This is a genomic window from Variovorax sp. 10N432 (genome assembly GCF_056394465.1).
On the sequence record NZ_JBFTHX010000001.1, the window covers coordinates 428,330 to 452,103 of the forward strand.

Here is a 23,774-nt window from a genome sequence, read left to right on the forward strand (position 1 = left end):
CCAAAGGATTGCAAGGGCGTGAAAGAACCATCCCCCGAGCCTACAACAGCATCTCCGGCACGATCGGGGCAATCAGCGAATTGTAGAAACGCTTGAAAAAGCCGGATTCGGGTTCCGAGTGGAGGATCATCTCTTTTTCGCCGTCGGTGGTGAGCCATTCGAGGGCGCCGGTGTCCTTGTCCAGCCGCAGGCGGTAGGAGTTCTGGAGCTTGCTGATGTTGATCACGCGCAGCATTTCGCGCGCCAGCTGGGGGCTGTCGACCACCACGCCCATTTCGGTGTTCTGGGTCGCCGAGCGCGGGTCCAGGTTCATCGAGCCGATGAAGATGCGCCGCCGGTCGATCGCGGCCGTCTTGGCGTGCAGCCGGCCGAGCGAGTTGCCGAACATGTCGAAGCGCTTGTTGGCGGTGGTGCGCTCGGGGCTCAGCTCGTAGAGGTCGGCGCCGCTGGCGAGCAGGCGCTCGCGGTAGCGCGCATAGCCGGTGTGGACCAGCGGCTCGTCATTGGCGGCCAGGGAATTGGTCAGCAGCGTCAGCTTGACCTTGCGCCGCGACAGGTCCTCGAACGCGGCCATCCCCTTCTCGCCCGGCACCAGGTAGGGCGAAGTCAGGTCGACCTCGAACCGCGCATCCATCAGGAGGCCCCAGACCTTCATGGTCACGCTGGTCGCGAGCGCCTCGTCGGCGCTCATCGTGGCCGGCTTGGTCGGCGGATCGGCCACCGCATGCGCCTCGCCCCACAGCAGGCCCATGCGGCCGCCGTCGAGCTCCTCGGTGATCGGCCCGTAGCCCAGCACATCCGAGGGCGGCAGCTCGACCTTCGGCGCCGGGGAACTCATGCCGATCCAGGCATCGAAGTCGTCCGGGCCAGGCGGGCGACCGCCGGGTCCGCGCACGATCTCGGCAATCGGCCAGACCTGTTCGGCGTTCCAGTAGGCGTCGAAGATCGCCTCGAGCTCGGCCACCACCCGGCCGACCACCAGGGCGTCCATGTCGATGAAGTTCTGCGCCTGGCTGAGCACGAAGTACTCGTCCGCGATGTTGCGCCCGCCGACCACCGCCACCACGCCGTCGGCGATGAAGAGCTTGTTGTGCATGCGGTGGTTGAGCCGCGCGATGTCCTGCGGCGAGGCGATGAAGCGCGACAGGAAGCCGTCGCGGCCGCAGCAGAAGGGGTTGAAGAGCCGCACCTCCACGTTGGGCGTGTGCGACAACGCCAGCAGCGGCTGCTGGCTCTTGGCGGTGTAGAGGTCGTCGACCAGCACCCGAACCTTGACGCCGCGGGCGGCGGCTTCGCGCACGGCGCGCATCAAAAGCCGCCCGGTGGCGTCGTTCTCGAGCTGGTAGTACTGCACCACCAGCGATTGCTGGGCCCGCTGGGCGAGCTGGATGCGGGCGTCGAGCGAATAGACGCCCAGCGGCATCAGCCGGAATCCCGACTGCTCCCCCGGCGGCGTCGAATCGGCCACGATCTTGGCCAGCCGGGTCGACCGGTCGGGCGCCGCGGCGTACTCGGCCGGGCGGTCGCGGGCGATCGGCAGCGAGCCGCAGGCAGCCAGCAGTGCGATGCCGGCCGCGACCAGCGCCAGGCGAAGCCAGCGGTCCAGGTCAATCCTCATGTCGTGTGTGCTTTCGTGGCGGCGGGTGGGCGTCATGGACCGCGGCATGCAGTCCTAGAATTCGAAACGCTTCCACCCGGGGTTACATCATGACGTTCTCGATCAGCGCGCGCGCAATTTTCATGGCGGCCGCCGCCATGCTGGCCCTGCCGGCCGTCGCCGCGCTCGACATCGGTGACCCGGTGCCGAAATTCACGGCCAACGCGGCGCTCGGCGGCAAGACCTTTCGCTATTCGCTCGCCGATGCGCTGGCCAAGGGGCCGGTGGTGCTGTACTTCTTTCCGGCGGCGGATTCGGCCGACTGCTCGATCGAGGCCCACGCCTTCGCCGAGGCCATCGACCAGTTCGCGGCGCTCGGCGCCACGGTGATCGGGGTGTCGGCCGACGACATCGACACGCTGGCGAAGTTCTCGGTCAAGTCCTGCCAGAGCCGCTTTCCAGTCGCGTCCGACGAGGCCAAGACCGTGATCGAGGGCTTCGACGCCCTGATGCAGACCCGCCCGGATTTCGCCAATCGCCTGTCCTACGTGATCGCGCCCAGCGGCAAGGTGGCCTACTACTATCAGAACCTGAATCCGGACAAGCACGTCGAGCGCATGCTCAACGCGCTTCGGGCCCTGCCGAAGGCGACGCCTTCGCGCTGACCTTAAGATTTGCCCCATGCAACTCAACTACATCGGCAACGAAAACGTTGCTTCCTCTTCCGGCCGCACGCTGCCGGTGATCGACCCCTCGGACGGCCAGCCCTTCGACGAACTGCAGCGCAGCAATGCCGCCGACATCGACGCCGCGGTGCAGGCTGCGCGCCATTGCTTCGAAACCGGTTGGCACAAGGTCAGCGCGGCCGAGCGCGGCCGGCTGCTCTACAAGCTGTCGCAGAAGATCGCCGAGCATGTCGACGAGCTGGCGCTGATCGAGCAGCGCGACTGCGGCAAGCCGGTCAAGCAGGCGCGCGCCGACGCGCTCGCGCTGGTGCGCTACTTCGAGTTCTATGCCGGCGCCTGCGACAAGCTGCACGGCGAGACGATTCCCTACCAGGACGGCTACAGCGTCTTCACCTGGCGCGAGCCGCACGGGGTCACCGGCCACATCATCCCGTGGAACTACCCGATGCAGATTTTCGGGCGCAGCGTCGGCGGCGCCCTGGCCGCGGGCAATGTCTGCGTGGTGAAGCCGTCCGAGGACGCCTGCCTGTCGCTGATCCGGGTCGCCAAGCTGGCGGCCGAGGCCGGCTTTCCGCCGGGTGCGCTGAACATCGTCACCGGCCTGGGCCACGAGGTCGGCGACGCCCTGGCGCGGCACCCGGGCATCGACCACATCAGCTTCACCGGCAGCCCCAAGGTGGGCACGCTGATCCAGCAGGTAGCCGCCGAACGGCATTGCCCGGTGACGCTCGAGCTCGGCGGCAAGAGCCCGCAGATCGTGTTCGCCGATGCCGACCTGGGCGCGGCGATCCCGGTGCTGATCAACGCGATCGTGCAGAACGCCGGCCAGACCTGCTCGGCCGGCTCGCGGGTCCTGATAGACCAGGCCATCTACGAGCCGCTGCTGCAGCGCCTCGGCCACGCCTTCGAGGCGCTTCGGGTCGGCCCGGCGGCGATGGACCTCGACGTCGGCCCGCTGATCCGCCAGACGCAGCAGCAGCGGGTCTGGGACTTTCTCTCGGACGCCCATGTGGCCGGCATTCCGATGGTGGCGCAGGGCGTGGTGGTCGACGAGGCGCCCCAGGCCGGCTTCTACCAGGCCCCCACCCTGCTGCGCGACGTGCCGGTGGACCACCGCCTGGCACAGGAGGAGGTGTTCGGCCCGGTGCTGGCCGCGATGCCATTCCGCGACGAGGACGAGGCCGTGGCGCTGGCCAATGCCACGCAGTTCGGGCTGGTCGCGGGCATCTGGACGAACGATGGCGGACGGCAGTTCCGGATGGCCAAGCGCGTGAAGAGCGGCCAGGTGTTCATCAACAACTACGGCGCCGGCGGCGGTGTCGAACTGCCCTTCGGCGGCGTCAAGTCCTCGGGCTACGGGCGCGAAAAGGGCTTCGAGGCGCTCTACGGCTTCACCACCCTCAAGACCGTCGCCGTCAAGCACGGCTGAACGCGAGGGACCGGCCGGCCGATACACTGGCCGGCTGCACTTCAATTCGAGGAGACACCTGTGCGCGTCAAGGACAAATCCATCATCGTGACCGGTGCCGGCGGCGGCATCGGCGAGGGCATCGCGAAGCGGCTGGCGGCCGAGGGCGCGCAGGTCATCGTCAACGACATCAACCAGGCGCTCGGCGAACAGGTGGTCGAGGCCATCCTGCGCGACGGCGGCCGGGCTTCGTTCTTCGCCGCCGACGTCACCAAGTCCGACCAGATGAAAGCCTTGGTCGATGCCGCCGTGCAGCGCCATGGCAAGCTCGACGCGATGGTCAACAACGCCGGGTGGACCCACCGCAACCGGCCCGCACTGGAAGTCAGCGAGGACGAGTTCGACCGCTGCTATTCGGTCAACGTCAAGAGCATCTACCTGTCGACCATCCATGCGGTGCCGGCCTTCCGGGCCAACGGCGGCGGATCGTTCATCAACATCGCCTCGACCGCGGGCGTGCGCCCCCGCCCGGGCCTCACCTGGTACAACGGCTCCAAGGGCGCCGTGATCACGACCAGCAAGTCGCTGGCGGCCGAACTCGGTCCCGACAACATCCGGGTCAATTGCATCAACCCGGTGTTCAACCCGGACACCGGCCTGGCGGCCGAGTTCGCCGGTGGTCCGGTCACCGAAGAGCGCAAGGCCAAGTTCCGCGCCACCATCCCGCTGGGCCGCTTCTCGACCGCGCTCGACGTCGCCAACGCGGCGCTCTACCTGGCCAGCGACGAGGCCTCGTTCATCAGCGGGGTCTGCATCGAAGTCGACGGCGCCCGCTGCGTCTGATCGGCGCCAAGGCCTTGCAGCGGTATCAGGCCGGGCGATGCGGTAAATTGGCCCTCCCATGAGTTCGCAGCATGTCGTCAAGATCGCCGAGATCGGTCGCGCGCCCCGCGCCGCGCCGGCCGCGCACGCCGTGCCGGCCACCGGCGTGCTGCTCGACCGGCTGGCCCGGCCGCTGACCGACCTGCGCATCAGCGTCACCGACCGCTGCAACTTCCGCTGCAGCTACTGCATGCCGAAAGAAGTGTTCGACAAGGACTACCAGTACCTGCCCCACAGCGCGCTGCTGAGCTTCGAGGAGATCACCCGTCTGGCGCGCCTGTTCGCCAGCCACGGCGTGCGCAAGATCCGGCTCACCGGTGGCGAGCCGCTGCTGCGCAAGAACCTCGAGGTGCTGGTCGAGCAGCTCGCCGCGCTGCGCACGCCGCAGGGCCAGCCGCTGGACCTCACGCTGACCACCAACGGATCCTTGCTGGCGCGCAAGGCCGGGGCCTTGAAGGCCGCCGGCCTGAATCGGGTGACCGTCAGCCTCGACGGCCTCGACGACACGGTGTTCCGGCGCATGAACGACGTCGACTTCCCGGTCGCCGAAGTGCTGGCCGGCATCGAGGCTGCGAAGGCGGCCGGCCTGGGCCCGATCAAGGTCAACATGGTGGTCAAGCGCGGCACCAACGAGCAGGAGATCCTGCCGATGGCGCGCCACTTCCGCGGCAGCGGCGTGGTGCTGCGCTTCATCGAATACATGGACGTCGGCGCCACCAACGGCTGGCGCATGGACGAGGTGCTGCCATCGGCCGAGGTGGTGCGCCGCATCGGCGCCGAATTCCCGCTCGTGCCGCTGGAAGCCAGCGCCCCCGGAGAGACCGCACAGCGCTGGGCCTACGCCGACGGCGGCGGCGAGATCGGCGTCATCAGCAGCGTGACGCAGGCCTTCTGCCACGACTGCAGCCGGGCCCGCCTGTCGACCGAGGGCAAGCTCTACCTCTGCCTGTTCGCGAGCCAGGGGCACGACCTGCGGCCGCTCTTGCGCGGCGATGCCGACGACGCGCAGATCGCCTCCGCGCTCGGCCACATCTGGCAGGGCCGCAGCGATCGCTACTCCGAGCTGCGCGCGTCGCGGGTCCCCGACACCGATGCCGGCGCGGCGCGCCGGGTCGAGATGAGCTACATCGGCGGATGAGCGCGCCGGCCCCCATCGTCGCCAGCGAAATCACCGGCCTCGTTCTCGCCGGCGGGCGCGGCTCGCGCATGGGCGGCGTCGACAAGGGCCTGCAGAACTTCAACGGTACGCCGCTGGCGCTGCATGCGGTGCTGCGGCTGGGTCCGCAGGTCGGCCAGGTGCTGGTCAACGCCAATCGCAACCTGGCCGCCTACGAATCCTTCGGCGTGCCGGTCTGGCCCGACGGGCTGGCCGACTATGCCGGTCCGCTGGCCGGCTTCCTGACCGGGCTGGAGCGCTGCGAGACGCCCTACCTGCTCACCGTGCCGTGCGACACCCCGCTGTTCCCGCTCGACCTCGCCAGCCGGCTGGCGGCGGCCCTGGCGTCCCACGAAGCGGACATCGCGATGGTCTCCGCGCCCGAGACCGCGGGTCCGCCGGGCGCCTCGGCGGCGCTGTTCCCGCAGCCGGTGTTCTGCCTGCTGCGCGCCACGCTGCTCGACAGCCTGGTGCGCTTCACCCAGGACGGCGGCCGCAAGATCGACAAATGGACCGCGCAGCACCACACCGTGCTGGTGCCCTTCGATCGCCCGGGCGATGCCGCCGACGCCTTCTTCAATGCCAACACGCTGGCCGAGTTGCACACGCTCGAGCGCCAGCGTTCGTGAGGCCCGTCCCGTCATGAGCCGAATCGCCGAAATCGCCGCCGCGCTGGCGGGCTACGACCCCAAGGCGCTGGGTGTCGATGCCGTGCAGGCCTTCCTGGCGCAGCTGGCCGAGCCTGCCATCGTCACCGAGGTCGAGCGCCTGGCCCTGCGGGATGCGCTCGGACGGGTGCTGGCCGAGGACATCGTCTCGCCGGTCAGCGTGCCGCCGCACGACAACTCGGCCATGGACGGCTTCGCCTTCGATGGCGCGCAGCTCGAAGCGGCCGGCGACACCGCGCTGAGCCTGCGGGTGGTCGGCACCGCACTGGCCGGCGCCGCCTGGCGCGGCGCGACCGGCACCGGCGACGCCGTCAAGATCATGACCGGTGCCGTGATGCCGGCCGGCCTCGACACCGTGGTCCCGCAGGAGTTCTGCACGGTCGAGGGTGACCGGGTGAGCTTCCCGGCCCAGGCGCTGCGACGCGGCGACAACCGCCGCTTCGCCGGCGAAGACCTGATGCAGGGCCAGCCGGCGCTGCGGCGCGGCCAGATCGTCACCCCGGCCGCGCTCGGCATGGTGGCCAGCCTCGGGCTGCCGATGGTGCCGGTGCTGCGGCGCCTGCGCGTCGCCTACTTCTCCACCGGCGACGAGATCCTGAGTCTTGGCGAGCTTCCGCGCGAAGGCGCGGTCTACGACAGCAACCGCTACACGGTGTTCGGCCTGCTGACGCGGCTGGGCTGCGAGGTGATCGACCTCGGCCTGGTGCGCGACGACCCGGCGGCGCTCGAATCGGCGCTGCGCCGCGCCGCCGCGCAGGCCGACGCCATCATCACCAGCGGGGGCGTCAGCGTCGGCGAGGCCGACCACACGCGCGCCGTCATGCAGCGGCTCGGCGACATGGCGTTCTGGCGCGTCGCCATGCGGCCCGGCCGGCCGATGGCGGTCGGCCTGATCCCCGCCCCGGGCGCGCCCCGCGGGCCGGCCGTGCTGTTCGGGCTGCCGGGCAACCCGGTCGCCGTGATGGTCACTTTTCTCGCCTTCGTGCGCCCGGCGCTGCTCAGGATGATGGGCTGCAACTCCGCCTGCGCCGCGCCGCCGCCGCTACTGCGCGCCACCAGCGTCGACGCGATCCGCAAGAAGCCCGGACGCACCGAGTACCAGCGGGGCCGGGTCGAACAGGTGGCGGGTGCCTTGCCGCAGGTGCGCATCGCCGGCAACCAGGGCTCGGGCGTGCTGAGTTCGATGGTCGAGGCCAACGGCCTGGTGGTGCTGCACCATGACCAGGCCGGCGTGGCGCCGGGCGACACGGTCGACGTCATGATCTTCGACGGCGTGGTGTAAGGTCTGTCCCCGCCCTGGCCTCACCGGAGTCGCGCATGGCAGCGAGCAGGATCGAACTGATGCAGCAGATGCCGATCTTCGGCGCCATTGCCGCGGACACCCTGGAGTTCCTGCTGGCGGCCGCACCGGTGGTCGAGATGCCGTCCGGCGGCTATTTCTTCCGCGAGGGCGAGCCCGGCCACGGCATGTTCGTGCTCGAGAGCGGCAGCGTGACGATCTCCAAGAGCTGGCAGCAGCACGAATTGCTCATCCGGCGCCTGGCGCAGGGCGATTGTTTCGGCGAGATGGCGCTGCTCGACCTTTTCCCGCGCAGCGCCTCGGTCCGGGCCGACGTCGACTGCCGCGCGATCGAACTCACTTCCGCGAACCTGTACCGGGTGTTCGAGCGCGACGTCGAGCAGTTCGCGCTGATCCAGATGAACATCGCCCGCGAGATGAGCCGCCGCTTGCGGATCACGGACGACCTGCTCTTCAGGGCCAGCATGGGCGACGTGCCCGAGACGCCGGAACGGCTGCTGCGGCGTTAGATCCGGCCGAGCGCGCGCTCGACGCCCTTGTTGGCGAGCGCATCCGCGCGCTCGTTGCCCGGATCGCCCGAATGGCCCTTGACCCAGCGCCATTCGATCTGGTGGCCGCCCTCGGCCACCAGCTTGTCGAGCTGCTGCCAGAGCTCGACGTTCTTCACCGGCTGCTTGGTCGAGGTCCGCCAGCCCTTGGCCTTCCAGCCGCGAATCCACTCGGTGATGCCCATGCGCACGTACTGGCTGTCCAGGTAGAGGACGACCTTGCACGGGCGCTTGAGCGCGCCCAGGCCTTCGATCACGGCCTGCAGTTCCATGCGGTTGTTGGTGGTGTTGAGTTCGCCGCCGAAAAGTTCTTTTTCGGTGGCGCCCGACTTGAGCCATGCGCCCCAGCCGCCGGGACCGGGGTTGCCCTTGCAGGCACCGTCGGTGTAGATCTGTACTTCGTTCAAGAACCGCTTCCTTCTTCTAGCTGGCCGCCATTGTCGCGCCCCCGGTGCATCTTGCCGGCGATCGGCACYGGCGCGCTGGCGCGCGATGCGGCGCGGCGCCAGTCGGCGCTCAAGAGCCGCAGCCCCCGCACCCGCTTGACGGCCACCAGGAAATAGACCGCACCGAAGATCGGCCACCAGCGCTCGCCGGCGGCATCGAACCAGCGGCAGCGCTCCAGCCAGGCTTCGCTGCGGACCGCGGGCCGGTAGACGCCGAATCGCCCGGACTCGACCTCGAAGCTCAGCAGCCGCAGCCAGTCGCGCATGCGCCGGTAACCGATGAAGTCACCGGCCTCGGGCAGGAACAGCTCGCCGAACCCGAGTCCGCGGTAGAGGTGGGCGCGCCGCTGCCGCATGCCCCAGAGGCTGGCCGGATTCAGGCCGCAGATGACGACCCGCCCTTCGGGCACCAGCACCCGCTCGACCTCGCGCAGGGTCGCGTGGGGGTCCGGGCTGAGCTCGAGCGTGTGCGGCAGCACCACGAGGTCGAGGCTGTTGGCCGGAAAAGGGAGGGCCGAAAAGTCGGTCCAGAGCGCGGGCGCGCCGGCCTGCGCCGGATCGGACAGCGCCAGCCAGCGGTGCGGCATTCGATTGGCACGCAGCCCCTGGACCTCGCTGAGGCCCAGCTGCAGCGCGTGATAACCGAAGATGTCGGCCACCGCCTGGTCGAACTGGGCCTGCTCCCAAGCCAGCAGGTAGCGGCCCGGGGGGGTCTCGAACCAATCGTGCAAACCTATAATTTGACCGCTCATGACCCTCGTTCCGCTGCCCGCCCGTGCCGACAACTACATCTGGATGCTGCAGCAGGGGCGCAACGCGATCGAGGTCGACCCAGGGGATGCAACACCCGTGTTCGATGCACCCGGGCGCGAGCAACTGCAACTGGCCGCGATTCTAGTCACGCGCCCTCGCGCCGACGGCGTCGACGGTGTCTCGACGCACCATGGATACACACTTGCTAACCTGAGATTCGTGCAAAGCATGGAACCCCGCAAGCCGGATCCCACTCACTCCACGGCGCCTTGCGCCGCATTGCGTGCGCGCTGCGAGCGGCCACGGCCCTTGCTCGCTGCCCCGCACCAATGGAAGAACGATTTTCGATGAAATTTCTGCTAGCTGCCTGCCTCGCGGGCTCCCTGTTCCTGGCGGGCTGCGCCACAGGCACCGGTCCGTCGATGGATGGGTCGTCGTCCGGTGCCGCCTCGGGCGGTGCCTCGCCGGTCTACCCGCGCGGCAGCCTCACGCCGATCACMTCCGGCGACACCAAGTCGCGCCCCGTCGTCACGCTCGCCCCGCCGGTCGACATGTGGGACCGCATTCGCCGCGGCTTCAAGATGCCCGACCTCGACGGCGACCTGGTGCGCGATCGCGAGCAGTGGTATGCCACCCGGCCCGACTACATCCAGCGCATGACCGAGCGCTCCAACCGCTACATCTTCCACATCGTCGAGGAACTCGAACGTCGCGACATGCCGACCGAGATCGCGCTGCTGCCCTACATCGAGAGCGCCTTCAATCCGCAGGCCGTGTCGAGCGCGCGCGCCGCCGGCATGTGGCAGTTCATGCCGGCCACCGGCACCGACTACGACCTGAAGCAGAACATCTTCCGCGACGACCGCCGCGATGTGGTCGCCTCGACCCGCGCGGCGCTCGACTATCTGCAGCGGCTCTACGGCATGTTCGGTGACTGGCAGCTCGCGCTGGCGGCCTACAACTGGGGCGAAGGCAACGTGGCCAAGGCGATCGCCAAGAACCAGCGCGCCGGCCTGCCGGCCACCTACAGCGACCTGTCGATGCCCGCCGAGACCCGGCTCTACGTGCCGAAGCTGCAGGCCGTGAAGAACATCGTCGCCAATCCGGCCCGCTTCAATGTCGACCTGCCGCTGATCGCCAACCACCCCTACTTCCAGACCGTCACGCTCAAGCGCGATCTCGACGTCTCGCTGGCGGCCAAGCTGGCGGACGTGCAGATCGAGGACTTCCGGGCCCTCAATCCGTCGGCCCACAAACCGGTGCTGCTGGCGGCCGGCACGCCCGAGATCCTTCTGCCGTGGGACAACGCCGCCGTGTTCCAGCGCAACTTCGAGGCCTACAGCCAGGGCCAGTACGCCAGCTGGACCGCCTGGACCGTGCCCTCGACCATGACCGTGGCCGACGCCGCACAGCGCTCGGGCATGAGCGAAGCCGACCTGCGGGCCATCAACAACGTGCCGCCGCGCATGCTGATCAAGTCGGGCTCGACCTTGATCGTTCCGCGCAGCGCGCGAGTCCAGGAAGACGTCGCGGCGGTGGTCGCCGACACCGGGCAGCTGAGCTTCCAGCCCGAGATCGTCACCCGCCGCACGGTGATCAAGGCCGGGCGCCAGGACAGCGTCGCCAGCATCGCGCGGCGCTACCGGCTGAGCCCGGCCAGCGTGGCCGAATGGAACGACGTCAAGGCCAACCACACCTTCCAGCGCGGCTATGAAGTGGTGGTGTTCCTGCCGGTGCGGGCCGCGAAGACCGCCGGCGTGGGCTCGGGCTTCGGCCGCGCGCCGGTGCTCAAGAGCAGCGCCGTGGCGCCGCGTGGCGGCACGAGCGCCAAAAGCTCGACCGCCAAGCTGACCAAGACGTCGAGCAGCAGCAAGGAAGTCGTGCGCGAGAAGCGCGGCGGCACGCCGTCGAAGAAGAAACGCTAAAGCTTTTCGGTCTCGCCACTGCGAGGCTGCCATTTCATGAGGCGCTTCTCGAGCACGCCGACGATCGCATCGAGCAGCAGCGCAAAACCGGTCAGCACCACGATGCCCGCAAACACCGTGTTGACGTCGAAGGTGCCCTCGGCCTGCAGGATGAGGTAGCCCACGCCGCGCGCCGAGCCCAGGTACTCGCCCACCACCGCACCCACGAAGGCCAGCCCGACCGAGGTGTGCAGGCTGGAGAACACCCAGCTGGTCGCGCTCGGCAGGTAGACCGTGCGCAGCAGCTGCCGCTGGCTGGCGCCGAGCATGCGCGCATTCGCCAGCACCACCGGGCTGACTTCGCGCACGCCCTGGTAGACGTTGAAGAAGACGATGAAGAACACCAGCGTGACCGCCAGCGCCACCTTGCTCCAGATGCCGAGGCCGAACCACAGCGCGAAGATCGGCGCCAGGATCACGCGCGGCATCGAGTTCGCCGCCTTGATGTAGGGATCGAAGACCAGGCTCGCGGTCGGCGCCAGGGCCAGCCAGAGGCCGCAGGCCAGGCCCAGCACGGTGCCGATCACGAAGGCCAGTACGGTCTCGAGCAAGGTGGTGCCCAGGTGCAGGTAGATGTCGGCGTTGCCCGCGAGCCCATCGGGGAACAGCGGATTGGGTGGAATCGCGAACGGCATGAACCAGCTCCAGATCCGGCCGGCCACCTGGATCGGTTCGCCGACGAAGAAGGCGAACTGCTGGTTGCGCGACGCCAGGTGCCAGCCCGCCAGCAGCGCGACCAGCACCGCCAGCTGCCAGAGGCGCGCATTGCTCTCCCTGGGTCGGAGCTTCATCTCGCCCCCAGGTTGCCCGGCACTTCGTGTCCGGGCGCCCACCCCCTGCCGGGGGCGCAGTCAGCGGCCCGGCAAAGCCGGTTCCGCGACTGCCCACGAATGGGCGCGCTGCGCGCAGCCGAAAAACAGATGCCGACCGGGTTGAGTTGGCCGGCGCAGCCAGGCCCCTTCGTGAAACACCGCGGAACTGGCTTTGCCAGCCCGCTGGTGTTGCCCCCGGTAGGGGGCGGGCGGCTACACGAAGTGAGCCAACCTGGGGGCGAGCTCATGCCACTGCCTTCAACTGCTGCGCATAGCCCTTGAGCACCTCGTCGCGCAGCACGTTCCAGATCTGCGTGTGAAGTTCGACGAAGCGCGGATGCACCCGGACCTCGGCGACGTCCCGCGGCCGCGGCAGGTCGATCTCGAACTCGCCGATCGGGTGGGTCGCGGGGCCGGCGGAGAGCACCACCACGCGGTCGCTCATCGCGATCGCTTCATCGAGATCGTGGGTGATGAAAAGCACCGCCTTCTTCTTCGCAGCCCAGAGATCCAGCACTTCGTTCTCCATCAATTGCCGGGTCTGGATGTCGAGCGCGCTGAAGGGCTCGTCCATCAGGATGATGTCCGGATCGAGCGCCAGTACTTGTGCCAGCGCGGTGCGCTTGCGCATGCCGCCGGAAAGTTGATGCGGATAACGGTCGCCGAAGCCAGCGAGGCCGACCCGCGCGAGCCAGGCCTCGGCCTGCTCCCTGGCCTGGGCATCGGGCACGCCGCGGTACTGCAGGCCCACCTTCACGTTGTCCAGCGCGCTGCGCCAGGGCATCAGGGCTTCGCTCTGGAACATGTAGCCGGCACGCGTGTTGATGCCGGACAGCGGCTGGCCGAACACCCGCACCGAACCCGACGAGGGTTCGAGCAGGCCGGCGCCGACATTCAGCAAGGTCGACTTGCCGCAGCCGGTCGGTCCGACCACCGAGACGAACTCGCCGTCGGCGATCCGCAGCGTGGTGTCAGCCACCGCGGTGTAGCGCTGGCTGTGGTCGTCTTTCGCGCGGAAGGTGCAGCGGATGTCTATCAGTTCGAGCGCGTGGGCGGCCATGGGCTTGGAAGAAAAAACCCGGCCTGGGCCGGGTTGCAGCGACACCGGGGTCAAGCTTTGAACTTGTCCTTGGCGCGCCGCGCAAATTCGTTGGTGTAGAGCTTCGCCAGGTCGATCTTTTCGGCCTTGACTGTCGGATCGAAGCTCGCGATCGCGGTGAGCGCGGTCTTGGGGCCGTCGGCCGGCACCAGTCCATCGACGGCGATGGCCTCGCGCACCTTGTCGAACGATGCAAGGTACAGGGCCCGGTCGCCCAGCAGGTAGGTCTCTGGCACGGTCTTGATGATGTCACCCGGGCCGGCGGTCTGCAGCCACTTGAGGCCATGCACGATGGCATTGGCGAGCGCCTGGCAGGTGTTCGGATTCTTCTGGATGAATTCCGACGAGGCATAGAGGCAGGCGGCCGGCATCAGGCCGCCGAACACCTCCTGAGTGCCCTTCAGCGTGCGGGTGTCGCTGATGATCTTCACGTCGCCCTTCTGCTCGAGCATGGTCATGACCGGATCGGTATTGCTGATCGCATCGATCTGGCCCGAACGCAGCGCCGTCAGCGCGCCGGCGGCCACGCCGACGCCGATGTAGCTCACGTCGCTGGCCTTGAGCCCGCCGCGCGACAGCACCAGGTTGGCCACCATGTTGGTCGACGAGCCCGGCGCCGAAACCCCGATCTTGCGGCCCTTGAGGTCGGCGATGCCGGTGTAGCCGGGCATGTTCTTGGTCGACACGCCGATCGCGATCTGCGGCGCGCGCCCCTGCAGCACGAAGGCCTGGAAGAACTGGTTCTTGGCCTGCAGGTTGATGGTGTGCTCGAAGGCGCCCGAGCAGACATCGGCCGAGCCGCCGACCACCGCCTGCAACGCGCGTGCGCCGCCGGCGAAGTCCGAGATCTCGACGTCGAGTCCTTCGGCCTTGAAGTAGCCGAGCTGCTCGGAGATGGTGAGCGGCAGGTAGTAGAACGCCGCCTTGCCACCGACCGCGATGGACACCTTGGATTTTTCGAGCTTGGGCTGGCCATGGACCAGCGGCGCCCCGATCGCAGCGGCGCCCAGCGCTGCGGCAACGGTAAAGGTACGGCGATTGAGCATGAGTGGCGCCCGCGGGCTCTTTTCGTGTGATTCGAATCGAGCTTAGGGGCGGCCCCCTGCCCCTGCATCGGGAACATCCCGTGCGGGTTTTTACGTAAACTGAAAGGCCGTTGTCCGGCCCTCAGCGACGGTCGACCAGCGCATGGGCGATGGTGCCGAGATCGACGTATTCGAGCTCGCTGCCGGCCGGCACGCCGCGCGCCAGCCGGGTCACCGAAAGTCCGCGCTGCTTGAGCGCATCGCCGATCACATGGGCCGTGGCTTCGCCCTCGGCGGTGAAGTTGGTGGCGAGGATCACCTCGCTCACCGTGCCGTCGAGCGCGCGCGCGAACAGCTTCGCGAGTCCGATGTCGTTCGGCCCCACGCCGTCGAGCGGGCTCAGCTTGCCCATCAGCACGAAGTAGTAGCCGCGAAACACGCCGGTGCGCTCGAGCGCGGCCTGGTCGGCCGGGGTCTCGACCACGCACAGCTTGGTGCCGTCGCGCCGGGCATCCTGGCAGACGCTGCAGACCTGGCCTTCCGTGAAGGTGTTGCAGCGCTCGCAATGGCGCACGTTGCTGGCCGCCTGCTGCAGGGCGCGCGCGAGCATCAGCGTGCCTTCGCGGTCGTGCTGCAGCAGGTGGAAGGCCATGCGCGAGGCCGACTTGGCCCCGACGCCGGGCAACCGGCGCAGCGCCTCGACCAGCGCATCGAGCGAACTGGAATCCGCCATCGAGGACCGATGGAGGCTCAGAACGGCAGCTTCATGCCGGGCGGCAGGCCGGGCATGCCGGCGGTCAGCTTGCCCATCTTCTGCTCGCTGGTTTCCTCGGCCTTTCGCACGGCGGCATTGAAGGCTGCGGCCACCAGGTCTTCGAGCATGTCCTTGTCGTCGGCCAGCAGGCTGGGGTCGATCGTGATGCGCTTGACGTCGTGCTTGCAGGTCATGACGACTTTCACGAGACCGGCACCCGATTCGCCTTCGACCTCGATGGTGGCCAGTTCTTCCTGGGCCTTCTTGAGGTTGTCCTGCATCGCCTGCGCCTGCTTCATGAGGCCGGCCAGTTGTCCTTTGTTGAACATGGGGGGATCCTGTTTGTCGATCGTTGAAAAAAGAGTCTAGTCAGTTGAGGACAGAGCAAAAACCGCTTCGCAGTTTTTGGTCTGTCCCGCAAGGTCTCAGGAGGGCCGCAGCGTCCCCGGAACGATTCTCGCGTCCCAGTCGCGCATCATCGACTGCACCTCGGGGTCGTTGTGGATCGCTTCCTCGGCGATGCGCTGGCGTTCTTCGGCGGCCTGCCGGTTGCGGCGGGCCGGGCTGTCGACCACGCCGCCGATCTCGATGGCGATTGTCACCGAGTGGCCGAGGGCCGCGAGCGCCGCCTGCAGCTTCTCGCGGCTGCTGGTCTGGTTGAGCGACTCGCGCTCGACCCGCAGCAGCCACTGGTCGACATCGCGCGCCACCAGCTGCGATTGCAGGGCGAGCTCGCGCGTCAGCGCAGTGATCGCCTCGGCCACCACCATCCGCGTCACGGTGGCATGCCAGAAATCGCCCTCCTCGCTCGGCGGGATCGGCGTCGAGGCTACCGCCGACGGCGCCTCGCGGGCGCCGGCCGGCGGCTGCACGCGCACCGGCATCGCCATCAGCCTGGCGGCCGGTTCGGGCGTGGCGGCCGCCCTGGGCGGCGCGGCAGCGCTCAGCGCCGGGGCCTCGACCACCGGCAGCCGATGGCCCGGCGCCGCGGGAGCCGCCACCGCTGGGGGCCGCACCGGCTCGACCGGCACTGGCGCAGCCACCGGGGGAGGAGACAGCGGCGCGGCCGTGGGTGCCTGCGCAGCCGCAGGCACGGCGTCATTCAGAGTTTTTTTTTCCGCGCCGGCCGAAGCGGTGGGCTTGAAGGCCAGCAGGCGCAGCAGCACCATCGTGAGCGCCGCGTACTCGTCGGGCGCCAGGCCGAGCTCGCCGCGGCCGTGCAGGCAGAGGCTGTAGAGCAGCTGGGTTTCGTCGGCCGGCAGCAGGGCCGCGAGGCGGGCCGTCTCCGCCGCGTCTGGGTCGGCGCCATCGCGCGACTCGGCCCGCGAAGGCACCGCCTGCAGCACCGCCATCGCCTGCAGCACGGTGGTCATTTCCTCCAGCGTGGAAGCGGCGGAGAGACCGTCGCGGCGCAGCCCTTCGGAGGTCTCGACCACCGTCTTTCCATCGCCCTGCGACAGCGCCTCGATCAGCCGGAACACGTGCCCGCGATCGACGCTGCCGAGCATCTGGCGTACGCCCGTCTCCAGCAGTTCGCCGTTGCCGAAGGCAATGGCCTGGTCGGTCAGCGACAGCGCATCGCGCATCGAGCCGCGGGCGGCGCGCGAAATCAGGCGCAGCGCCAGGGGTTCGGCCGGCACGGCTTCAGACTGCAGCACCTGCGTGAGGTGTTCGAGCACGGTCTCGGGCGCCATCGGCCGCAGGTTGAACTGCAGGCAGCGCGACAGCACCGTGACCGGCACCTTCTGCGGGTCGGTCGTGGCCAGCACGAACTTGAGATATTCGGGCGGCTCCTCGAGCGTCTTCAGCATCGCGTTGAACGCGTGGCCGGTGAGCATGTGGACTTCGTCGATCATGAAGACCTTGAAACGGCCCTGCACCGGCTTGTAGACCGCCTGCTCCAGCAGCGCCTGGACCTCGTCGACGCCCCGGTTGGAGGCGGCATCGAGCTCGGTGTAGTCGACGAAGCGGCCGGCGTCGATGTCCTTGCACGCCTGGCATAGGCCGCACGGCGTGGCCGTGATGCCACCCTGCCCGTCGGGCCCCTGGCAATTGAGCGACTTGGCCAGGATGCGGGAGACGGTGGTCTTGCCGACGCCGCGCGTGCCGGTGAAGAGGTAGGCGTGATGCAGCCGCTGCGAGGTCAGCGCGTTCTCGAGCGCCTGGACGACGTGCTCCTGGCCGACCATCTCGCTGAAGGTTCGGGGACGGTGTTTGCGAGCGAGCACGAGGTAGGCCATCGCCGCATTTTAGGGCGACGCGGCGACCACCTCGCGCAGCGGCCTAGGCCATCTTGCGGATGGCTTTCGCGCTCGCCGCGCCTAGCATGGAAAAACACGAGGAGATCGACATGCCCACTGCGACCCGCAAGGCGGCCCGCCCGGCTGCCGCCAAGAAATCCAGCGCGCGCGGCGCCGTCGAGGCGCGGCGCTATTGTGCGCAGCCGGTGCAGCCGGTGCGCCAGTTCGACGCCGGCGTCGCTGCCGGCCGCGTGCGTGCCATCCTGGCCGCAGGCAAGAAGTGGGTCGGCGGCACCCAGATCACCTACTACTGCTTCAAGCGCGGCGACAGCGTGCCCGCCGCCTGGCAGGGCAGCGGCGCCGATATCGCGGTCGTCGACAGTTCCTTCGAAACCTGGGCCAAGCTCGGGCTCAGCATCGGATTCCGGCGCGTGGAGGCGCCCGAGGATGCGATGGTGCGGATCGGCTTCGATCCGCAGGACGGTTCCTGGTCCTATGTCGGGCGCGATGTGCTCAACACCCGGTCGCCGCAGGAACGCACGATGAACTTCGGCTGGTCGCTGACCACCGCCTACGGGCATGACACGGCGCTGCACGAGATCGGCCATACGCTCGGCCTCGAGCACGAGCACCAGAACCCGAACGCCGGCATCTCCTGGAACCGCGACGCCGTGCTGAGCTATTTCAAGGGGCCGCCGAACAACTGGGACGAGTCGCAGATCGAGTGGAACATCCTGCGCAAGATCCCGGTGTCGGAGATCAAGGGCACGACCTGGGACCCGGACTCGGTCATGGAGTACCAGTTCGATGCCGGGTTGATCATCGCGCCGGAGAAATACCAGGCCGGCCTGCAGCCCAAGGGCGGGCTCTCTTTCGCGGACAAGGCCTGGGTGGTGGAGTCGTACCCGGGCGTCCGGACGCCGGCGGCGACGCCGCTGAAGATCGGGCTGTCGCAACTGCTGAAGCTCAAGGCCGGGGAGACCCGCACCTTCGAGTTCTCGCCGACCCGCACCCGTACCTACAACATCGGCACCTTCGGCACCTCGGACACCGTGCTGGTGCTGTTCGAGGTCACGCCGACCGGCAACGTGCAGATCGCCGGCGCGGACGACAGCGGCACCGACCTCAATGCCAAGGTGACGATGCGGCTGCTGAAGGGCCGCAAGTACCAGGTGGGCGTGCGCCTCTACTACGCCGACGCGGCGCTCGAAACCTCGTTGATGGTCTGGTGAAGGCCGAGGCTTTCGCGGTCGCTTACAATCCTCGGTTGACGGGCCTCCCCGCATGGTGAAGTGGCCAACCGGGTCAGGTGGGGAACCAAGCAGCCCTAACTGCGTAGCCAGTGCCGGGGGTAAGGCTCGTCAACCTATAAAAAAGCCGTGAGTTTTTCAACAACTCACGCGCTGACAAGGACTTGCAAATCCTCCCTGTCGATCCGCGATGCTGAAGCCGCAGGCCTCTCGGTCAGTCGAGCTGCAGGCCGGCCGCCTGCGCTGCCTTGGGGAGAACCGCCAACTCGCGCTTGAGCACCTCCGCGAAATCCGCGGTGCTGTTGCCACTGACCGGCGCCACGCCGCCGAGTTCGTTCAGCCGCTTGCGAAAGCCCGGTTCGGCGACGATCTGCGCGATCTTTTCGTTCAGGAGCTTCACCACCGGCGCCGGCGTCCTGGCCGGCGCCACCACGCCGAACCAGACGTCGAAGTCCACGCCCCCTGGCACGCCCTGCTCGGTCAGTGTGGGGATGCCCGGCCACAGCTCTGAGCGGCCGTTGCGCAGCACGCCGATGGCGCGCAGCTTGCCCGATTGCACGAAGCTGCGCGCATCGCCCGTACCGAGCAGGCCCCACGCCACCTCGTTGGCCATCAGCGCCTGCACCAGCGGCGCGCCGCCCTTGTAGGGCACGTGCACGAAGTTGCCGTTCGCGTGCGCATTGATCGATTCGGAAGCCAGGTGCGACAGGCCGCCCGCACCAGCCGAACCGTAGGCCAGCCCGTCCTTGCCGGCCTTCTTGCCCGCCGCCAGCAGTTCCTGCACGTTCTTGTAGGGAGAGTTTTCCGGCACGACCAGCAGCAGCGGCGCCAGCGAAACCTGGGCGACCGGCACGAAGTCGGAAGCAGCAAACCCGGCCTTCTTGTAGATCACCGGGTTGATCGACAGCATCCCCGTCAGCGTCATCGCCAGGGTGTGGCCATCGGGGCTGCTTTGCGCCACGGCGTTCATCGCGATGTTGCCGCCGGCGCCGGGGCGGTTCTCGACCACGATGGGCTGGCCGAGTTCCTCCTGGAGTCGAGGGACAAGCATGCGCGCCGCCACGTCGGTCGCGCCACCCGCCGGGTACGGCACGATGATCCGGATCGGCTTCGTCGGATAGGCGCTGCCTTGCGCCATCGCTGCGCCAAAAGCCAGCGCCAGAGTGCCGGCCACCACGAGGTGGCCCATCAGCTTGAAAGTACGCACGTTTGCTCCTGATCGTTTTGCTGGGAGGAAAGGAAAGGTTGGGTGGAAGAAGTCGCGCGTTCAGTGGCTGCCGCCGACTTCGTAGTGGGCCTGCCGCTCCTCGAGGGCATGCCAGCCGATGATGTCCTTGAAGGCCGCCATCGTCGTCTGTTCGAAGGGCAGACCGTCGAAATCGCCGGAGCGTCGCCGCGCCAGTTCCTGCAGGTTGCCGCGCACCGCCTGCACGATGCTCAGCAGACTGGCAATGGGGTAGGTCGCGAAGGCCGCGACTTGCTCGATCTGGGCCCGGCTCAGCGACGTCATCCAGGTGCCCGCCATGAGCTGCAGCGACAGGCGGCGGCCGCACACCTCGCGCAGCTGGACCAGTTGCTCGTAGCTGCTGAAAGTGCGCGAGATGGGCTGGATCAGATCGGCGCCGGCTTCGGCATACCGGGCTGCACGCTCGAGGGCCTCGCCCGCATCCATCGCATCGGTGCGCGCGACGATGAGCAAGTCGGAGTCCTGGCGCGCGTCCACGGCGGCCTTGATGCGCGCCACCGCCGCCTCCATCGACACCACGATCGATTGCGTAGCCGCAGCCGGGCAGCGCTTGGGGCTGACCTGGTCTTCCAGCGAGAGCGCGGCCACGCCGGCCTTCTCGAACTCGCGCACGGTACGCCCGACGTTCAGCACGTTGCCGTAGCCGGTATCGGCATCGGCAAAGACCGGCTTGCGAACCGCATTGACCATCCGGTTGACGGTCGCCACGTTCTCGCTCAGCGTATACAGCTCCATGTCGGGCTGCCCGAGCAGCGAGGCTGAAATGCCGAAGCCCGTGCTGAAGACGCCATCGAAGTCCGACTGGTCGACGAGCAGGGCCGACAGGGCGTCCTGTGCGCCGCCGAACCAGAAGGTGGGCCCGTGGGTGATGCGTTGGCGAAGCGCCTGGCGGCTTGGGGTCATTTCACTACTCCAGAAGATCGTGCGCTTGTCCGAGGCGGTCCGCGGCACGGTTGATTGAGAAAAGTCCGCATGGCGCGCGGGCGCCAATGGCGTCAGGGCGCATGCGCCTCGCGGTTCTCGGCTTTCGCGATGCGCGCCTTGAGATAGGGGATCAGGCCGCCCGCATCGAGCATGCCGCGCTCGGATGCCGAGAACGGCTGAAGCGGCAAGGTCTGGCCGGTGCGGGTGATGCTCACTTCGCTGGTGTCCCAGTTCACTTCCAGCGCATCGCCTCGCGCGACCGCGGCGCGGATGCCGGGACAGGTGACCAGCGGAAAGCCCATGCTCATTTCTCCGCGGAAGAATCCCGGCGAGAACGACTCCGCGATCACGCAGGAAATTCCCAGGTGCCGCATCGCACGCATGGCCGGATAGTGCGGATGGCCGTAGCCGAAGTTGCGCCCGCCGATGAGCACGTCCCCCTGCTGCACGGTGCTGGCGAAGTCGGGCAGGTAGTCGGCCATTGCCAGGGCGGCGAGTTCCGATACGTCGGTGATCTTGATGTTGCGCACGCCGACGATCAGGTCGATGTCGAAATCGTCTTCGTCGAAGATCCAGGCCACGCGCCCGCGCAGGTTGACGAGGCTCATGCGGCGGCTCCGGCGACATTGGCCGCTTCGGCCAGGTACGGGCGCGGATCGGCGATGCGGCCCTCCAGCGCAGATGCCGCCACCACGGCCGCGTTGCAGATGTAGATCTCGGAATCGACGCTTCCCATGCGGCCCGGCGTGTTCAGCGTGCCGGTGGACACGGCGCGCTGGCCGGCGCTCATGGTGGCGATCCGACCGAAGCAGTAGTCGCAGCTGGGCGAGCTGATGAAGGCGCCGGCTTCGACCAGGCATTCGATCAGGCCTTCGCGTGCCGCTGCCGCCATGATGGCCTTCGACGTGGGCACCACATGCAGCTGGAAGCCGGGCTGGATGCGGCGGCCGCGCAGCACCTGGGCCGCCACGCGCAGGTCTTCCAGCCGCCCGCTGGCGCATGAACCGAGGTAGCCGGTATGAACTTCCACCCCGACGTAGTCCTTGAGGTCGCGCGTGTTGGCCGGGCTGGGCGGCACCACCACGATGGGCTCGAGCGTGGACACATCGATGGTCACGACGCGCTCGTAGACGGCATCGGCGTCGGGATAGACCGGCGCCAGGTCGACCTTCGAGCGGCCCTCCACGTAAGCCAGGGTCTTCGCATCGGGTGCGATGAGCATGGTGGTCGCGCCGAGGAACATCGCCTGGCCGCAGATGGTCTGTCGGCCTTCGATGCTCATCTGGTCGATGACGGGACCGCAGAGTTCGACCGCCTTGAAGCAGCATGAATCCGGCCCCATCACGCGCACCATCTGATGGAACACGTCGCGCGCCATCACGCCGGGCTGAAGCGTACCGACCAGCTCCACCTTGACCGTCGCCGGCACGGTCATCGTCACGTTCTCCGTCACGAAGGATTCGATCACGCCCTTGCGGGCACCGAACGCGAAGCTGCCGAAGGCACCCAGCTGGCTGACATGGCCGTCGAAGTGCACGACGAAGCCGCCCGGCGTGGCATAGCCCAGTTCGGCCGCCACCTGGTGGCCGATGCCTTCGCGCTCGTAGACCGGAACGCCCTGCTCCTTGCCCCAGGCGCGGGTGATCTTGTGCAGCTCTTCTTCCTTCGGCGCCGCAGCCGGGACCATGTGATCGATGAAGAGGACGAATCGCTCCGGGCTGGACACCTTCTCGATGCCGAAATCCTCGCGCGTCTCCTTGAAGAAGACGTCGGTGTAGCCGGGAAAGTCGTAGGTGATGACGAAGTCCGGGCGCGCCGTGATCTCTTCGCCCGGCATCACGCTCTCCTTGCCGGAGGCGCGGGCCAGGATCTTCTCGGTCATCGTGTGGGGCATTGGTGATTCCGTTTGACTCCCACTATGTGGGAGGTTTTCGTTTGTCAGTGCTTTCGACTATATTGACCTTCCCTTTGATACCGTTCGGGTGCAACCCGAATTACTGCCACATGGTGGAAACTAAAGACAAGCCAGGTAAAAAGCGCGTGCCCGCGACTTCCGAAGTTCCAGAGCAGCAGGCACGAAGCGGCACCCAGAGCATCGAGCGGGTGGTGGGCATGCTGCGCGTGATCGCAACGCGCGGACGTCGTGGCATGCGCATCGCAGACGTGGTCGACGTCAGCGGTCTGCCGATGTCCACCTGCTTTCGCATGCTCCAGCGTCTGGAACTCGAAGGGCTGGTCTATCGCGATCCTCTGACGCGCAAATACCACCTGGGCCCGCTGCTCTACGAGCTCGGACTGCTGGCGCAGCCGCGCTATCAACTGAGCGAACTGTGCAACGAAGCGCTGCTGGTGATCGCCGATCAGACGCAGGACACGGTCTACCTGAGCGAGCGGCGCGGAGCCGAATCGATCTGCACCAGCCGAGCGCTCGGCGACTACCCCATCAAGGCGCTGACGCTCGACGTCGGGATCCGCCGGCCGATGGGAGTCGGCGCGGGCGGGCTCGCCATCCTCAGCGCGCTGCCCGAAGCCGAAGCCGATCACATCGTCGAGGCCAGCGGCGCGCAATATGCGAAGTTCGGCTCCGCCTTCGACCCTGGCTTCCTGCGTGCGGCACTGATCGAAAGCCGTGCCCGGGGCTATTCGTTCCTGGACAGTGCCGCAACGCCGGGCACGGCAGCCGTCGGGGTCGCCTTTCCTCCAAAGAACCCTATCGCCGCCATCAGCGTGGCCGCCATATCGAGCCGGCTCGGCCCCGCGCGGCGGGTCGAGGTGGCGAAAATCATCCAGAAGCAGGTTCGCGGGATCTGCGCACTGCTGCGTGCCGATGTGCCGTCGGCGGCGGTCGGACAGCGGAAGCAGGCCATCTAGCTGTGAAGTTTCAGTAGGTTGTTCATCCGTCCCAGATTTGGGAAGCTGTGGTTACCAAGACACGGCTACTCAACTCAGGAGAGACGGATGAACAGCCATAAGCATGCGAGATTGACGCCCAAAGGTCGAGCCCTCCTGGTAAGCC

The 23,774-nt window shown here is 67.9% G+C and carries 24 protein-coding genes and 1 other RNA gene; 12 read left to right on the top strand and 13 right to left on the bottom strand.

Going from position 1 to position 23,774, the window contains the following annotated elements:
• Window positions 1-40: 40 nt before the first annotated feature.
• Window positions 41-1,618 carry a phospholipase D family protein gene (locus tag AC1DF3_RS02090; RefSeq protein WP_286532053.1) on the bottom strand — a complete coding sequence of 526 codons (1,578 nt, stop codon included), beginning with the start codon at window positions 1,616-1,618 and terminating at the stop codon, window positions 41-43.
• 89 nt (window positions 1,619-1,707) lie between these two features.
• Here AC1DF3_RS02090 and AC1DF3_RS02095 point away from each other — a divergent pair, with 89 nt between their 5' ends.
• The 7 genes from AC1DF3_RS02095 to AC1DF3_RS02125 are packed head-to-tail and all read left to right on the top strand — an operon-like array spanning window position 1,708 to window position 8,206.
• Entirely contained in the window at window positions 1,708-2,262 is a 555-nt protein-coding gene (locus AC1DF3_RS02095) for a peroxiredoxin (protein ID WP_436411581.1), read from the top strand.
• A 16-nt stretch (window positions 2,263-2,278) separates the two neighbouring features.
• Window positions 2,279-3,712: an aldehyde dehydrogenase family protein gene (locus AC1DF3_RS02100; protein WP_286532054.1), complete on the top strand. Its 1,434-nt coding sequence runs from the start codon at window positions 2,279-2,281 to the stop codon at window positions 3,710-3,712.
• A gap of 60 nt (window positions 3,713-3,772) precedes the next feature.
• Window positions 3,773-4,534, top strand: a complete 762-nt coding sequence (locus AC1DF3_RS02105; RefSeq protein ID WP_286532056.1) for an SDR family oxidoreductase — start codon at window positions 3,773-3,775, stop codon at window positions 4,532-4,534.
• 58 nt (window positions 4,535-4,592) lie between these two features.
• Window positions 4,593-5,711 (top strand): GTP 3',8-cyclase MoaA, encoded by a 1,119-nt coding sequence (gene moaA, locus AC1DF3_RS02110; protein WP_286532058.1) that lies wholly within the window; start codon window positions 4,593-4,595, stop codon window positions 5,709-5,711.
• Window positions 5,708-6,358, top strand: a complete 651-nt coding sequence (gene mobA / locus AC1DF3_RS02115; RefSeq protein ID WP_478138702.1) for a molybdenum cofactor guanylyltransferase MobA — start codon at window positions 5,708-5,710, stop codon at window positions 6,356-6,358. The genes moaA and mobA overlap by 4 nt, the downstream gene beginning before the upstream one ends.
• 13 nt (window positions 6,359-6,371) lie before the next feature.
• Window positions 6,372-7,679, top strand: a complete 1,308-nt coding sequence (moeA, locus tag AC1DF3_RS02120; protein ID WP_478138703.1) for a molybdopterin molybdotransferase MoeA — start codon at window positions 6,372-6,374, stop codon at window positions 7,677-7,679.
• A 35-nt stretch (window positions 7,680-7,714) separates the two neighbouring features.
• Window positions 7,715-8,206, top strand: coding sequence for a Crp/Fnr family transcriptional regulator (locus AC1DF3_RS02125; protein ID WP_286532063.1), 492 nt, complete (start codon window positions 7,715-7,717; stop codon window positions 8,204-8,206).
• Here AC1DF3_RS02125 and rnhA read toward each other — a convergent pair.
• Window positions 8,203-8,652 carry a ribonuclease HI gene (gene rnhA, locus AC1DF3_RS02130; protein WP_286509015.1) on the bottom strand — a complete coding sequence of 150 codons (450 nt, stop codon included), beginning with the start codon at window positions 8,650-8,652 and terminating at the stop codon, window positions 8,203-8,205. The genes AC1DF3_RS02125 and rnhA overlap by 4 nt on opposite strands.
• Window positions 8,649-9,443, bottom strand: a complete 795-nt coding sequence (locus AC1DF3_RS02135) for a class I SAM-dependent methyltransferase (RefSeq protein WP_286532065.1) — start codon at window positions 9,441-9,443, stop codon at window positions 8,649-8,651. The genes rnhA and AC1DF3_RS02135 overlap by 4 nt, the downstream gene beginning before the upstream one ends.
• On the opposite strand from AC1DF3_RS02135, the gene AC1DF3_RS02140 reads away from it, so the two are divergent.
• Window positions 9,442-9,795, top strand: coding sequence for a hypothetical protein (locus AC1DF3_RS02140; protein ID WP_478138704.1), 354 nt, complete (start codon window positions 9,442-9,444; stop codon window positions 9,793-9,795). The genes AC1DF3_RS02135 and AC1DF3_RS02140 overlap by 2 nt on opposite strands.
• The gene (locus AC1DF3_RS02145; RefSeq protein WP_286532067.1) at window positions 9,792-11,369 is read left to right on the top strand and encodes a transglycosylase SLT domain-containing protein; all 1,578 of its coding nucleotides are present in this window, start codon (window positions 9,792-9,794) and stop codon (window positions 11,367-11,369) included. Before AC1DF3_RS02140 ends, AC1DF3_RS02145 begins: the two co-directional genes overlap by 4 nt.
• Here AC1DF3_RS02145 and AC1DF3_RS02150 read toward each other — a convergent pair.
• The 6 genes from AC1DF3_RS02150 to dnaX all read right to left on the bottom strand — a co-directional run bounded on the left by AC1DF3_RS02150 (window position 11,366) and on the right by dnaX (window position 17,338).
• Window positions 11,366-12,199 (bottom strand): ABC transporter permease, encoded by an 834-nt coding sequence (locus AC1DF3_RS02150; RefSeq protein WP_301809901.1) that lies wholly within the window; start codon window positions 12,197-12,199, stop codon window positions 11,366-11,368. The genes AC1DF3_RS02145 and AC1DF3_RS02150 overlap by 4 nt on opposite strands.
• Before the next feature lie 265 nt (window positions 12,200-12,464).
• On the bottom strand, window positions 12,465-13,280 hold the full coding sequence (locus AC1DF3_RS02155) for an ABC transporter ATP-binding protein (RefSeq protein ID WP_286532070.1): 816 nt from the start codon (window positions 13,278-13,280) through the stop codon (window positions 12,465-12,467).
• 50 nt (window positions 13,281-13,330) lie between these two features.
• On the bottom strand, window positions 13,331-14,365 hold the full coding sequence (locus AC1DF3_RS02160; RefSeq protein WP_286532072.1) for an ABC transporter substrate-binding protein: 1,035 nt from the start codon (window positions 14,363-14,365) through the stop codon (window positions 13,331-13,333).
• 121 nt (window positions 14,366-14,486) lie between these two features.
• Window positions 14,487-15,077, bottom strand: coding sequence for a recombination mediator RecR (recR, locus tag AC1DF3_RS02165; protein WP_286528760.1), 591 nt, complete (start codon window positions 15,075-15,077; stop codon window positions 14,487-14,489).
• A gap of 17 nt (window positions 15,078-15,094) precedes the next feature.
• A complete protein-coding gene (locus AC1DF3_RS02170) occupies window positions 15,095-15,427 on the bottom strand; it encodes a YbaB/EbfC family nucleoid-associated protein (protein WP_012747441.1) in 333 nt (110 codons plus the stop codon).
• A 96-nt stretch (window positions 15,428-15,523) separates the two neighbouring features.
• Complete coding sequence (gene dnaX, locus AC1DF3_RS02175; RefSeq protein ID WP_286532074.1) at window positions 15,524-17,338, bottom strand: DNA polymerase III subunit gamma/tau; 1,815 nt, start codon at window positions 17,336-17,338, stop codon at window positions 15,524-15,526.
• Window positions 17,339-17,448: 110 nt separating this feature from the next.
• On the opposite strand from dnaX, the gene AC1DF3_RS02180 reads away from it, so the two are divergent.
• Both AC1DF3_RS02180 and ffs read left to right on the top strand, forming a co-directional pair.
• The gene (locus AC1DF3_RS02180) at window positions 17,449-18,570 is read left to right on the top strand and encodes a M12 family metallopeptidase (RefSeq protein WP_301809852.1); all 1,122 of its coding nucleotides are present in this window, start codon (window positions 17,449-17,451) and stop codon (window positions 18,568-18,570) included.
• 37 nt (window positions 18,571-18,607) lie between these two features.
• Window positions 18,608-18,704, top strand: an RNA gene (ffs, locus tag AC1DF3_RS02185) — signal recognition particle sRNA small type.
• A 98-nt stretch (window positions 18,705-18,802) separates the two neighbouring features.
• Here the strand turns inward: ffs and AC1DF3_RS02190 are convergent.
• The 4 genes from AC1DF3_RS02190 to AC1DF3_RS02205 form a co-directional block, all read right to left on the bottom strand.
• Window positions 18,803-19,795, bottom strand: coding sequence for a Bug family tripartite tricarboxylate transporter substrate binding protein (locus AC1DF3_RS02190; protein WP_286532078.1), 993 nt, complete (start codon window positions 19,793-19,795; stop codon window positions 18,803-18,805).
• Window positions 19,796-19,855: 60 nt separating this feature from the next.
• Window positions 19,856-20,737, bottom strand: a complete 882-nt coding sequence (locus AC1DF3_RS02195) for an isocitrate lyase/PEP mutase family protein (protein ID WP_301809844.1) — start codon at window positions 20,735-20,737, stop codon at window positions 19,856-19,858.
• Between the two features lie 92 nt (window positions 20,738-20,829).
• The gene (locus AC1DF3_RS02200; RefSeq protein WP_286532081.1) at window positions 20,830-21,366 is read right to left on the bottom strand and encodes a LeuD/DmdB family oxidoreductase small subunit; all 537 of its coding nucleotides are present in this window, start codon (window positions 21,364-21,366) and stop codon (window positions 20,830-20,832) included.
• Window positions 21,363-22,652 carry a 3-isopropylmalate dehydratase large subunit gene (locus AC1DF3_RS02205; protein WP_478138705.1) on the bottom strand — a complete coding sequence of 430 codons (1,290 nt, stop codon included), beginning with the start codon at window positions 22,650-22,652 and terminating at the stop codon, window positions 21,363-21,365. Before AC1DF3_RS02205 ends, AC1DF3_RS02200 begins: the two co-directional genes overlap by 4 nt.
• A 62-nt stretch (window positions 22,653-22,714) precedes the next feature.
• Here AC1DF3_RS02205 and AC1DF3_RS02210 point away from each other — a divergent pair, with 62 nt between their 5' ends.
• Complete coding sequence (locus tag AC1DF3_RS02210) at window positions 22,715-23,629, top strand: IclR family transcriptional regulator (RefSeq protein WP_478138706.1); 915 nt, start codon at window positions 22,715-22,717, stop codon at window positions 23,627-23,629.
• The last annotated feature ends 145 nt before the right edge of the window (window positions 23,630-23,774 follow it).